Annotated in this window: 13 protein-coding genes; 3 read left to right on the plus strand and 10 right to left on the minus strand. The window is 35.8% G+C overall.

The features are described 5' to 3' along the window. Positions 1-17: 17 nt before the first annotated feature. Positions 18-1,184, minus strand: coding sequence for a porin (locus GFU89_RS09430; protein ID WP_318846887.1), 1,167 nt, complete (start codon positions 1,182-1,184; stop codon positions 18-20). Between the two features lie 170 nt (positions 1,185-1,354). Further along, the gene (locus GFU89_RS09435; RefSeq protein WP_318846888.1) at positions 1,355-2,404 is read right to left on the minus strand and encodes a linear amide C-N hydrolase; all 1,050 of its coding nucleotides are present in this window, start codon (positions 2,402-2,404) and stop codon (positions 1,355-1,357) included. Between the two features lie 367 nt (positions 2,405-2,771). Between GFU89_RS09435 and GFU89_RS09440 the strand changes: the two genes are divergently transcribed. The 3 genes from GFU89_RS09440 (at position 2,772) to GFU89_RS09450 (ending at position 6,587) form a co-directional block, all read left to right on the plus strand. Beyond that, positions 2,772-4,970 carry an ATP-binding protein gene (locus GFU89_RS09440; RefSeq protein ID WP_318846889.1) on the plus strand — a complete coding sequence of 733 codons (2,199 nt, stop codon included), beginning with the start codon at positions 2,772-2,774 and terminating at the stop codon, positions 4,968-4,970. A 21-nt stretch (positions 4,971-4,991) separates the two neighbouring features. Next, positions 4,992-5,543 (plus strand): biliverdin-producing heme oxygenase, encoded by a 552-nt coding sequence (locus GFU89_RS09445; protein WP_318846890.1) that lies wholly within the window; start codon positions 4,992-4,994, stop codon positions 5,541-5,543. Positions 5,544-5,660: 117 nt separating this feature from the next. Beyond that, entirely contained in the window at positions 5,661-6,587 is a 927-nt protein-coding gene (locus tag GFU89_RS09450) for a malate dehydrogenase (RefSeq protein ID WP_318846891.1), read from the plus strand. 143 nt (positions 6,588-6,730) lie between these two features. On the opposite strand, the gene GFU89_RS09455 is transcribed toward GFU89_RS09450, so the two are convergent. The 8 genes from GFU89_RS09455 to GFU89_RS09490 all read right to left on the minus strand — a co-directional run bounded on the left by GFU89_RS09455 (position 6,731) and on the right by GFU89_RS09490 (position 12,702). Next, positions 6,731-7,405 (minus strand): O-methyltransferase, encoded by a 675-nt coding sequence (locus GFU89_RS09455; RefSeq protein ID WP_318846892.1) that lies wholly within the window; start codon positions 7,403-7,405, stop codon positions 6,731-6,733. A gap of 234 nt (positions 7,406-7,639) precedes the next feature. Further along, a complete protein-coding gene (locus GFU89_RS09460; RefSeq protein ID WP_318846893.1) occupies positions 7,640-8,557 on the minus strand; it encodes an alpha/beta hydrolase in 918 nt (305 codons plus the stop codon). 183 nt (positions 8,558-8,740) lie between these two features. Further along, complete coding sequence (locus GFU89_RS09465; protein WP_318846894.1) at positions 8,741-9,313, minus strand: Crp/Fnr family transcriptional regulator; 573 nt, start codon at positions 9,311-9,313, stop codon at positions 8,741-8,743. Positions 9,314-9,439: 126 nt separating this feature from the next. Next, positions 9,440-10,510, minus strand: coding sequence for a tetratricopeptide repeat protein (locus GFU89_RS09470; protein ID WP_318846895.1), 1,071 nt, complete (start codon positions 10,508-10,510; stop codon positions 9,440-9,442). Positions 10,511-10,606: 96 nt separating this feature from the next. Beyond that, the gene (locus GFU89_RS09475) at positions 10,607-10,840 is read right to left on the minus strand and encodes a hypothetical protein (RefSeq protein ID WP_318846896.1); all 234 of its coding nucleotides are present in this window, start codon (positions 10,838-10,840) and stop codon (positions 10,607-10,609) included. Positions 10,841-10,951: 111 nt separating this feature from the next. Next, entirely contained in the window at positions 10,952-11,488 is a 537-nt protein-coding gene (locus tag GFU89_RS09480) for a GNAT family N-acetyltransferase (protein WP_318846897.1), read from the minus strand. A 16-nt stretch (positions 11,489-11,504) separates the two neighbouring features. Next, positions 11,505-11,897: a VOC family protein gene (locus GFU89_RS09485; RefSeq protein WP_318846898.1), complete on the minus strand. Its 393-nt coding sequence runs from the start codon at positions 11,895-11,897 to the stop codon at positions 11,505-11,507. Between the two features lie 19 nt (positions 11,898-11,916). Continuing rightward, positions 11,917-12,702 carry a hypothetical protein gene (locus GFU89_RS09490; protein WP_318846899.1) on the minus strand — a complete coding sequence of 262 codons (786 nt, stop codon included), beginning with the start codon at positions 12,700-12,702 and terminating at the stop codon, positions 11,917-11,919. Between the last annotated feature and the right edge of the window lie 89 nt (positions 12,703-12,791).

Genomic DNA, 12,791 nt, shown 5'->3' on the forward strand with positions numbered 1-12,791 from the left:
ACTAACTATTTAATGGGTTAAAACCTACTTTGCACTTGCACAATGAATAGATTATTGTTGTATTGTGAGGTGTTTTCCACCTGATATTTATAGCGGTCAAACTGTACACCCAGCTGAATTCTTGCTCCGTAATTTTTCAGGAATTCCAGGCCGAACATCGGGGTAATCGTTTGTCTTGGATTGGAAGCCATTCTGAAATTGGTGTCAAGATATTCGTATCGGCAGGACAGTTCGAAGGCACTCAGGTTTTTGTGGTTGATCTCATATCTTAGATTCGGAAGGAAGTATGCTCCGCGGATCAGATATTGGTCAGGATTCTCAGGTCTCAATTCAGGTGCAATGGAATTATACAGGACATGGTTGGTAGCCTGTTTAGCTTCCAGCTGCATATCAAGACTCCATTTCGGATCAAACTGGATCAGTGAGCTTAGGTCTACTCCCAACGCATATACTTTTTTGCTGAACACTTCTCCAATACCTCCGTTCAGACCCACATTGAAATTGTATTTTTTGGATAATCCGAAAACAAGGCGGGTAGAATACTGTTTTCCATTGTCATTATCATTGATCTGGTTCTTTCCATTTCCGTTGACTAGCGAAACAGCATATTGGAAAGGTATTTCTCCCAGCTGAAGCTGTCCTGTGGCAGACATCCCGATCTGGAAACTCGTCCAGCCCAGTTTTCCGAATTCCGTATACTGATTAGACCAGTCTAAGGATTTAATAATATCAATAGGGTACGTCTCTTCAATACCAAACCAAGGTCTGAATTGTCCTACGGTAATCGCTAATTTGGGATTGAAGGTGTATTTCAGATAAGCATTTTCAAGAACCCTGCTTTTAGGATCATTTTTAAAATCGGCAAGATTGGCCAAAACAACAACTTCTGTGCGTTTGCTGATCTGTGCCCGAACCTGAACTCTCATGTATTTAAGCATGAAATTATTATCAGTTCCGGAACCATCCGTATGATGAAGTCCATTAACATCTACATCTTTACTCATCCCAACCAGATAGCGTGCCTGAAAAAGGCCTTTGATCTGCAGTTGTGGATATTTTACATTGTCTTCTTCCTGTGGAGGAGAGGTGGTCTTCAGAGAGTCCTGATTTTGTGCATAAGCTGATAACCCGCAGGCCAGCAAGCACAGGATCAGGCTTTTCTTTTTTATCGAAAAAAAGGCCATATCTATTTTTGTTTTTTACTGTGAATATTATTTTACCACACCGACTTTATAACCACTTGCAAATATTGATTTGACTTTCTTCAGAGAAAGAAAATGGTGTTCGGTTAATCATAATGCAGTATACTTAGGGTATTATTTTGCTAAGCAGAAGCATTGTTGTGATGAAATATCTATTTTAATCCTAAGAATGTGAACGGTGCAGATTCTTTAAAATTTGCATTGGATTTACCGTTGTAAGTGTTGTTATTACTCAAATCCAGTTTCATCACTTTTCCCTTAGCGCTTAGGTCGAAATCTTTAAGATCTACCCAAAAAGTATTCGGTGTGAAAACTGTTTCAAAATAATATACCAGATTTTTCTGATCTGATACAGAACGCCATCTGGTTGATGAAATATTAGGCTCTGTTGCTGAAGTAATTCCATAAGGGACGGAACAATTTCTGATGACACTGAAAACACTCGCTATAGCTGTACGGGTATCAGCAGTCTGCGGTATTGCATTCACATAGTAAGAAGCTCTTACGAAGCGGTCTGCAGCTCGGTTGGTTCCCGGAAGCATTACCGTTCCCGGAATTCCTTTCCAGTAATTGTTTAGAGCCAGCTGTTCTTCAAAAACAGGAGAATTGGTCATTACTGTATAAGACGGATCATGATGAATAACCAGTTTACCGTCAATATACTCAAATACAGCATTGTCTCCTGAAGCATCGGAAATGGAAAGATGAATTGTTGTAAATCTTTCCGTCCCGGGAATATAATCACTTACAATAACGAAAGGTTCTTTTCGTGAAAATTCTACTGCTTCTTTTACTGTGGCGAAATTATCGAGATAATATTGTGCCCATAATGATATGGCAAGTCCCTTTTTACTTCCTTTTCCATCAAATTTCGGATACTGGGATTCTCCTAACCAAAGAAGGTTGGCAACCAGTCCTTTTTCGTTCATTCCGTCTGCAGATGCAATATCCCAGGAAGAGCTGATCAGGCTTCCATATTTGGAATTCCATTTTATAGATTTAGAGCCTACCAATCCGTTGCGGTCTATTCCTTTTGGGAAAACCCACAGGTTAGCGGGGATTTCGTCACGCCAGTCCATAGAACGGGCTGTAATAACGGTATTCTGGGGCCCTTTGTAAACGACTCTTGTACATGCTTCTGATGGATTCCATAATCCTATAGAGAGGACCAGGGAAAATAAAATTAATGGGAACTTTTTCATAATAGTATTATTTGAATTTAAATTTTATATTGAATTTATTGTGAATAATTCAATTAATTTTGATCATATTCATTATTTGGTGATATAAATTTAGATAAATTTGTTTAAATAAAATAATTATTAAGGTTAATAATGTGTAATTCATGTTATGAATCATGGTTAAAGAGTGAAAACGTGATTATTGGATTTTTTTTTGTAAATTTTAGATATATCTCATAAAAAAGAGGTGAAAGTGAAGAATATTTCAATGTGTTTTTTATGAGGTATATTGTATGAAAATACTAGGGGTAGAAATTTGAAATAGGTACCACAAAATAGAAAGCTGTTTCAAAAAGCACTATATTTGATAGTTAGACTGAAAAGATATATGAATTTTATAGAATGCCATGAAGAACCTATCCATATTCCGGGTTCTATACAAAGTTTTGGTTATTTGATTGGCATTGATGCGGAGTCCCGTACCATTACTTTTTTTAGCAGGAATATTTCGGATATATTTAAAATCGGGAGTTCAGAGGAGCTGTTCGGAAGAAAGCTTGCTGACTTTCCGGAAAGTTTTCAAAGCATTATTGATTCAGAAATCTATACTTCACTGGATAAGTTTACCAGAAGGAAGAATGAAACTTATTTTGACAAGATTTTTATTGGTGATACAGAGTACCATTTTTCTGTTTTCAGAAGTGAACTTTATATCTTCATGGAGTTTGAAGAAGTTCTGATTAACCCCAATAAACGGATTTCGAATAAGTACGATAACTTTTACATCATCGATAATGAAAAGGAGCTCTGGAATCATCTTCTGGAAACCCTGTCGAAGGTGGTGAACTATGACCGGATGATGGTCTACAAATTCATGATGGATGGTTCGGGAAAAGTAATCGCCGAAAAGAAAAATGAGAATATGGAAAGCTTTCTGGGTCTTCATTATCCGGAGTCTGATATTCCAAAACAGGCACGGGATCTTTATCTGAAAAAAAGAAAGAGAATCTTCAGCAATGTATATGCGGATACGGTTCCTATTTTGAGCAAAAGTCCTGAAAATATTGACCTTACTTTCTCTGCATCCAGAGGAATGTCGCCTGTTCACGGGCAGTATCTTAAAAATTCAGGAGCAGCTTCAAGCTTTAGTGTTTCAATTATTATTGATGATCATCTTTGGGGGTTGGTAACCTGCCAGAATGTAGAGCCTAAGCATATTGACCTTGAAGACAGGGTACAGGCCGGAATTTTCACGACTCTGGCTGCGAATGCTTATTCATCATTTAAATCCAAAAGCGAACTGAATTACCGTTTGGAACTGAATGAAAAAGTATCTCAGCTTAAAACGGAGTTCTTAAAACATAATATTCTGTTTGATTCTCTTATTGAGTGTAAAACAGAGATCAGAAATTTACCCGAGGCAGACGGGCTTGCCATTGTTTCGGATGAGAGCATCGTAACAGACGGTAAAACTCCTGATCCGGAAAGTCTTAGTAGAATTATACAATGGGCACTTGAGAATACCAATGAACGGATCTATGTGAACCGCAGCTTTCTTAAAGATCACGGTGCAGAACTGGATGTACCTAAAAATGCTGCAGGTATGATTATTTATTTTATTGAAAGAGATAAAAATGAAATGCTGATCTGGTTTCGGAAAGAATTTGATGAACACATCAACTGGGCTGGCAATCCAGAGAAAAAAATTGGTGTATTTTCTCAGAATGGAGAAGAAAAACAAATGATATCACCGAGAACTTCCTTCCACATTTTTACAGAAAATATCAAAGGGAATTCTAAAAGATGGAATTCCAGAAACGTAAGTGCGGTACAGGCTGTAAGAGATTTGATTTTAGAAACCTCTCACAAAAATTACAATGCGATCAAAAGGCTTAATGATGAGCTGAAAAAGGTAAATGATGAACTTGACAGTTTTTCTTATACCATTTCGCATGATCTTGGAACGCCTCTTACGGTAATGAAACTGAATGCACAAATGCTTTTGGGAAATCTTACCGATGATTCTGTAAAAAGCAAAACCAAGATCAACACAATTATCGAGGAAATAGATAATATGGCTGAAATGATGCATGATGTACTGCAGCTCAGCCGCGCCAAGCATAGTGAAATACAGCTTGAAAGTCTGAAAACGGCTCATACGATTGAGAAAATATCTCAAAATGCCAAGATGACCTATGGCAGTCCGAATAGTGAAATTATCATTAAGGAATGCCCGGATGTACTGGCTGATAAAACCATGCTTCATCAGGTATTCCTGAATATCATCAATAATGCCGTGAAATATTCATCCCACAAAGATCTTCCGAAAGTGGAAATTGAAGGGACAGAAGACGGGCAGACTGTTATTTACAAAATTTCTGATAATGGTATCGGTATTCCTGAAGAGGAGAAGCACAAGATGTTTAAGATCTTCAACAGGATGGACAATGCCAAGAAATTTAAAGGAAATGGAGTAGGGCTGTCTATTGTACACCGTATCATGAAAAGAATAGGAGGAAATGTGGATTATGAAAGCAGCAGTGAGGGAACTTCCTTTATTTTAACGTTCAAAAAGCCTTATATTTGAGAAACTTTTAAAACGTTATTTATGGTATCAGAATATCTTAAACAGAATACGGCAGATTATCACGATGCAGCAGAGAAACTTTTTAATTCTGAAAAGATTTTTAACAAAACTTTCACTTTAGAGGATTATAAAAAGATCATCCATACCAATTACCTGATGCTTCTTCACAGTGAAGCCAAAATATTCAGCAGCCTTTCTGATAAGTATGCAGAAAAGCTTCAGCTTGATGCAAGAAAGAAGCTTTCTCTTATTGAAAAAGACCTGAAAAGCCTTTCTCTGGAAAATCAGGCTGCTACCCACAATCTTGAATTCAACAATGAGCATGAAGCGCTTGGAGCGATGTATGTGATTGAAGGTTCTACGCTTGGTGGGAACGTAATTGCTAAACAGCTTTCTAAAACGGAAGGTTTTGATGAGGTTACTTTCAACTTTTTCGGATGTTATCAGGAAAATACAGGGCCAATGTGGAAAAATTTCAAGGAGGTTCTGGATACGGAAGTGGCTGAAGAAAACTACCATGACGTGCTTTCCGGGGCGAAAAAGCTGTATACGTTTTTACTGAACGTCAACTAATTTATTTTAATTCTAATTAAATTCCTGAAAAATTGCGCATTTTTTCAGGAATTGTTAAATTTGGGGAGTTTCAAATTTAAACTTAACTAACAAAAAATAATTTTAAAAAGTAACAATATGAAAGTAACTGTAGTAGGTGCAGGCGCTGTAGGAGCAAGCTGTGCGGAATACATCGCAATGAAGAACTTCTGTTCAGAAGTAGTTTTGGTAGACATTAAAGAAGGGTTTGCTGAAGGTAAAGCAATGGATTTGATGCAGACAGCATCTCTTAACGGATTTGATACAAAAATTACGGGTACAACAGGAGATTACAGCAAAACTGCAGGTTCTCATGTAGCAGTAATCACTTCAGGGATCCCAAGAAAACCTGGAATGACAAGAGAAGAATTGATCGGTATCAACGCTGGTATCGTGAAAGAAGTTACTGAAAACTTAGTAAAACATTCTCCGGAAGTAATCATTATTGTGGTTTCTAACCCAATGGATACTATGGCTTACCTTGTTCACAAAACTTCAGGTCTTCCTAAGCACAAAATCATCGGAATGGGTGGTGCATTAGACTCTGCAAGATTCAAATACAGATTGGCTGAAGCGTTAGAAGCTCCAATTTCTGATGTTGACGGAATGGTAATTGCTGCTCACAGTGATACAGGTATGCTTCCATTATTGAGCAAAGCTACAAGAAATGGGGTTCCTGTAACTGAATTCTTAAGTGAAGATCAACAAAAATATGTAATCGAAGAAACTAAAGTAGGAGGAGCTACTCTTACAAAATTATTAGGAACTTCTGCTTGGTATGCTCCAGGTGCAGCAGTTTCTGTAATGGTTCAGGCGATTGCATGTGACCAAAAGAAAATGATTCCTTGTTCTTTAATGCTTGAAGGTGAGTACGGACAAAACGATATCTGCTTAGGAGTTCCTGCTATCATCGGAGCAAACGGAGTAGAATCTATCGTAAACGTAACACTTACTGCTGAAGAGCAATTGAAATTCTCTGAAGCTGCAAATGCAGTAAGAGAGGTGAATGGAGATCTTAAATTCTAATTTACTGTATTTTATATAAGAAAACCGCGTCCTTTGGCGCGGTTTTTTGTTTTTTTATTAAAGCTGTTTATGGATGTCTCGCTTATACATTTGTGGAAGCAATCTGGAAACCCAGTAATATCCAATTTGTATTTGCTTGTCAATCAGTTAGTCTGATTAACAACTGCAATGGCCATTCCATCATGTTCTTTAACACCAACAGTTTGAAGAATAGTAGCCGTAATATTTTCGTTATTGCTTAATAATTTGTTTAATCTTTGAACTCCTTGTACTTTTTCATCCTGACTGTTATCGTCAAGAACCTTTCCTTCCCGGATCACATTATCCAATATTATAATTGTACCGGGACGTGATAGCTGAAGAGCATACTTGAAATATTCTGTATAAGGAGGTTTATCTGCATCAATAAAAATCATATCAAATTTTTCATTCTTTTCCTTTATCATCTGAGGAAGAAGGTCCAGTGCTTTACCGATTTTTGTTTCTACTTTATCAGAAAGTCCTGCATTTTTAATGTTTTGCTGAGCAACTTTTCCGTGGTGTGCATCAACTTCTATTGTAATTATTTTACCGTCGATGGGTAAGGCCCGGGCAAGCCAAATGGTACTATATCCTCCTAATGTTCCTAATTCCAGAACTTTTTTTGCATTGCAAGCCATCATCATTACCTGCAAAAATTTTCCCTGATTGGCCGAAACACTATGCTGAGGAAGCCCTGCGGCATCAAGAGATTTAATTGTATCTTTTAATATGTGATCTTCAGGGGCAAGTAAATCACTGATGTAGTGGTCAATTTCTAGAAAAGAATTCGTTTTCATAGTATTAGAGTTAGATGAATGTTTATTACTTACTACTTCATTATGCTTTTCTAAATTTACATTTATTTCAAATATTACTAAGTATATTTTTAACTGATATTTGTTGTAAATAACTGAATATTAGTAAACAGAACTCTAGTTGTGAAAGTTTATATTTTTTATTGAGCATAAATAGTTTCGGCGCGGCCAAAGGCCGCGCCGAAACTATTTAATTATAAAATTGCCAATACAACATCACTTCGTTGTTTTCACAAAATGGGTGACAGCAGTCACAAATTCTTTATTTTTCTCATAATACAAAAGGTGTCCACCATCAATGACAACTACTTTCTGATTGGGAAACTGAAAGGTTTTATAATGTTGAGTTCCAACTGCTTTATCCTTTTTTCCGGTGATAATTAATACAGGAACATGGATGTCTTTTGTAATGGGTGCATAATCAACATAATATTCCGGGAAGTCTTTGGGTTTTGAAATGACTGCCATTCCGAAGTCGATGATACGAGGATGGAGAGAATCGATCTTATCAGATTCTTTTATGGTTTCGATATCTTCGGTAAGGAATTTATATCCAATTCTTTTTTTCCTTAATGCACTGCTTATTTTTGAAAGTTCTGAAGAAAGGCTGTCTTTAGGGATTGCTCTGTTTTTTGCCTGTAAAAGACTGTTTCCATATTCAATCTGTTCTTTGATAGATTCATCATTCAGAAAATGAAGGGTAATATTAGTAAGAATGAGCCCTTTGGTATATTGGGGATATTTTTTTGCATAACTGACTGCAATAATTCCACCAAAAGAATGTGCCAGTAAGGAAATCTTTTTCAACTTGAGATGCTGTCTCAGTTCTTCAATATCCTGAACCATTTTATCGAGATGGTAATTTTCTGATGTGTCGGATTCCCCGGAACCCCGCTGATCCATATAGATCATCTGTATATTTTTTTCCAGACTACTTCCTCCCATCAGTTCAAAGGATGGATAACCCTGACCAGGACCTCCAGGAACATAGATACAGGCTTCTCCTTTTCCGGAGATTTTATATTTGATCTTTACGTGATCCGAGGTTTCATAAAAGCCTTCAGAATGATGATTCTGAGCAGAAACAACAATCAGAGAAGTGAAGAAAAAGAGTAGAAGAGCAATTGTTTTCATATAGTAATAACAATTGTAAGGGGCTGTTTATTACTAAGATTAGAAATTATCTTTTTTTGCTTTGTCACTTTATAAGATCTTTAGGGTTTGAAGACTTTTCCTTTTAATAAAGCATTCCTTTCCAGATCAATGTCTTCATGTATTATTTTGTTTGTGACAAGATTTTTTTAAAGAATGGTAATTTCAACGGATCATCCTTCGTTTCCGGATTCTGCTTAATGTTTCTCTTGCTACTCCCAGAAATGAAGACAGTTGGGTAAGGGATATGCGTTGCAGCATTTCGGGATGTTGGGTTTCAATATATTCCAGTCTTTTCTGTGCAGTATAAAGCGTGAATAGATTTGCAAACTCCTCCTGTCTGGAAGCAAACTGTCGAATGCAATGGCGACCCAATGTTTCAATTTCAGGAACCTTTCTGGCGGCTTCAAATAATTTTGTTTTATCAAAAATAATGGTATGAAGCTCTTCACAAGCGATGATATTGAATTCAGATTGCTGTCCGCTTCCAAAACTGCTGATATTGGTCGCTATTTCGTTCTCAAAGAAAAATCCAGTGTTTTTTATGACTCCTTCTATTTCATAATAGCTTTTACAAAATCCTTTATCAATATAAAATAGAGAATCACAGATTTCACCTTCCTGTAACATCAGTTCATTTTTCTTGTAATGTCTTTCTGATAGGGTGGGTTGAAGCATTATCCAGCTCTCGTCAGAAAAAGGAGTAAGGGATCTGATGTATTTCAAAAGATTTTGCATGATATTGAGTGATCCTTTTTTTTACGAAAATAGTGAAATTCTCATAGATTATTTGTAGAAATAAGTTTCCGGAAATAAGAATCTACAAAAGTGCACTTTTATAAAATTCAAATTTAAAACATCATATTATTTGGGTAAAGGATCAGAGATATATAGATTTTTTTTATTGATTTTTAGACTATTTGTATCGTTAGTGTACCAGTCTACAAATTTCTCATATTCTGTTTTATTATTGGTGAACCAGTTTTCAAACGCCTCTTTATCTCCTATCTGGAACAGATAAAAATTATAAGCATTAAAAACGTTTTTGTCCTCCATTATTTTTTGATAGTTTAATAAAACATTTGATGGATTGCTCTTGTGTTTAAAATATTCTTTCATTGCCTTTCTTCTGATGTCTGACAACGTTTCCAAATTAATTTCTTTTTTGTCAACAGAAGCGAGCGCAAAATATCCGCTGTAAAGGATGCAGAAAGGAAGAGGATCATTAGGTTTACTGTCTTTTTCAATAATGATAAAGGCTTGACAAAGATCAACTGTAGTATTTTTATCTGTGAATTTCAACGCTTTTTTATACCCGTCATATAAAAGTTGACTCATTTCTTGGCTTCGAGCAGTGGTGCGTTCCAGATTTAAGAATATTTCACCATAAATGAGACCATACAGCGGATTATTAGAATTTAAAAATAATTTGGTTATTCTGTAGTAGTTGGATGAATATGACGGTTCTGCTTTTATCCCTTTTTCGTAGCTTTCAATGGCTTGGCTTATTTTTTTTTGAAGTTCAAAGACAACTCCTTTCTCCAAATAAAGTTTTCCGGAAGATGGAAACTTTTTTAATCCCTCATCATAAGTTTTTATAGCCTGTTCAGGATTATCTGTATAATCATAGGCATTTCCGAGAAGAGCATAATAATAGTCATCTATATTTGAATAACCTTTAATCTTTTCCAATTGTGATATACCGCTGTTATAATCTTCTTTTCGAATATGGGCCAGAGCAATTTCATAGGGGTATGTATAATCTTTAGGATCTTTTTTTTCACATTCTTTTAGGATAGCAATCCCTTCGTCATATTTTTCATCGTCAATTAGCTTGATAGCATCATGAACTTCTACACATTTGAATGTCTTCTTTTGTGCATGGGTAAATGAAAAAACAATTAGTATAGCTATAAAACAAGTTTGTCGCATCATGAATTTTTGATATTAGTTTATTGCAAATATGCATTTTTTAAACCAAAAAAGAGCGGTAAAAACCGCCCTCAACAAGATTTTATCTAACAAAATATATTACATATAAACACACCCGCATCCGGTTTCCCATTCTTGGCAAAGACGCATAGGTTCATTACAGCCGGGGTTACCACCGCCACCTCCGGAAACTCTGTAACAAGTACCATCGCTGCAATAGTATGAGCCTATTGTCGGAGGACAATTACCATCCATATCACATAATGCATAAGGAGTATCACCACCATTTATCAGCACAAGCTGGCTTCTCTTTAGTTTTTTGAAATTTTTCATAGTAATAATCTTTAATTTGTTGATTACTAATATATAGAAAAATTAGGACACCAGCAAGTGTTTTAAATATTAGAGGTTAAATATTTTATAATAATATCTTTTTATCAGGTTTTATTCCACATCTAAAGTCATAAAAAGAGCAATCTCGTCCTGATTATTGTATAGTCTCGTGTTCAGCCCGGTAATATTGAAGCCCATTCTTCTGTAAAACTGAATAGCCGGATAGTTGGTATTCTGTGTTTCCAGTTCAATGACTCTGCAGTTTAGTCTGCGGGCTTCTTTAATGGCACTTTTAATCAGCATAATTCCGATTCCCTGCCGTCTGTGCTTTTCGTCAATCAGTAAATTTTCTATGTACAGACTGTTGTTCCATGTTCTGTGTTCACAAATAATCCAACCCGCAAGATCTTCATCAGTGAAGGCTCCAAAAGAATTTTCCTGTTCTATAAGACTATTCAGTTCTTCAAATTCTTCAGAAGTAGTCTCCCAGTTTTTGATATAAGGTAAAGCCTTTTCTTTTAAGCTAAATTCAAAAGAACCTCCAAACTCAATAGAGGAAACTGAATATATTCTGTCCGTTGTATAACCATTATGTCCCCAGTTTACACTTGGATCGGTGGCTAGTTTTTGTAATTTTCTTATTTCCACATCAGATATTTTAAACTTATTGAATTTCAGTACAGATTTCAACCAGATAATTGTTGGGATCTTTGATGTAAGATGTTTTTTGTCCCCAGGGTTTTACTGCAATATCTTCATACAGTACAGCGCCATTTTTTATTGCTTTTTCCACCAGGGCTTCTACATCATCAGTGACAAATCCCAGTTCCATTCCAAAAGGTTTATCTTGCGTTTTTGAAGTTAAAAATCCTTTTTTAATATTGGAATCTGCGAGGCTTACAGCAGCAAATGACAAAGTAGTTTCTCCGGTCAGCAGTTCTCCATAATCTTTTTCAGGGGTGATAAATTTTATTTCGGTATCAAAGGTGTTTTTATAAAAATTCATAGATTGCTCTACATCTTCTACATACAAAATGACATATTTGAATTTGATCATATGATTGAATTAAATGGTTTTATTTTTTATTTAAAATATATTCTTCATCCACTATGAGTTCTGCGTGAGGACCCTGTAAAGGATATTCTTTGAGACTTCCGAAGTGACCGAAATAAAGAGGGTATTTCTGGGTAAGCTGGCGCACTTTACTCCCAAATGAATTGATATCAACTTTTTGAACAGCCTCTTTGTTCTGTCTGCCATTGCTGAAAAAGAGCATCAGGTTGCAATGATCTTTAAAATCAAAATCATTATAATAAAATACATTGAGGTTTTCTTCTTTGCATATCTGTGATAAATCATCAATAAGGCTTTGTTTGTATTGCAGAGGCAGATTACAATCAATTCTGGCAGCGTAATTTTCTGCATTGCTCTTCCTGAAGTCAGAACCAACCATCTGAATGAATCTGTGTTCTATATTTTTGAATTCTTCTCTTTCCGGAGCATAGCTCTTGCTGGATTGAATGCTAAAAGGAATATTGGAATCTATCAACTCTGCATTTTCACGAATCAATAGTTCTTCTATTTCTTCTGCCAGCTGAAAATGAAAATCAAAGAGCTGATAATCTCCGATATTGATGATCAAATTATTTCCATCGATATTCAAATGTAAATAGGTTTCTTTGAAACGTCCTTTCAGTTCTTCCAGCTTTCCGATAAAATCGTCTGCATTTTCCACCTGAACTTTTGCCGCCAGTTCTGCAGGATTATCGGCATGTCCACCATATCCCGGGAAAAATTTGAAAAATTGAAAGTTATATAAGTGATCCGGAAATTTGAAATACCAGTATACGCCTAGAATCATAGCAGATTGATTGATAAATTGTGCAATAATCAAATTTAAATAAAATTTCACACTCCAAAACTTTCAAAACCCTTAAATTTGTTGTCAAT

The sequence above is a fragment of the Chryseobacterium sp. JV558 genome (assembly GCF_033712365.1).
In the GTDB taxonomy this organism is placed as follows: domain Bacteria; phylum Bacteroidota; class Bacteroidia; order Flavobacteriales; family Weeksellaceae; genus Chryseobacterium.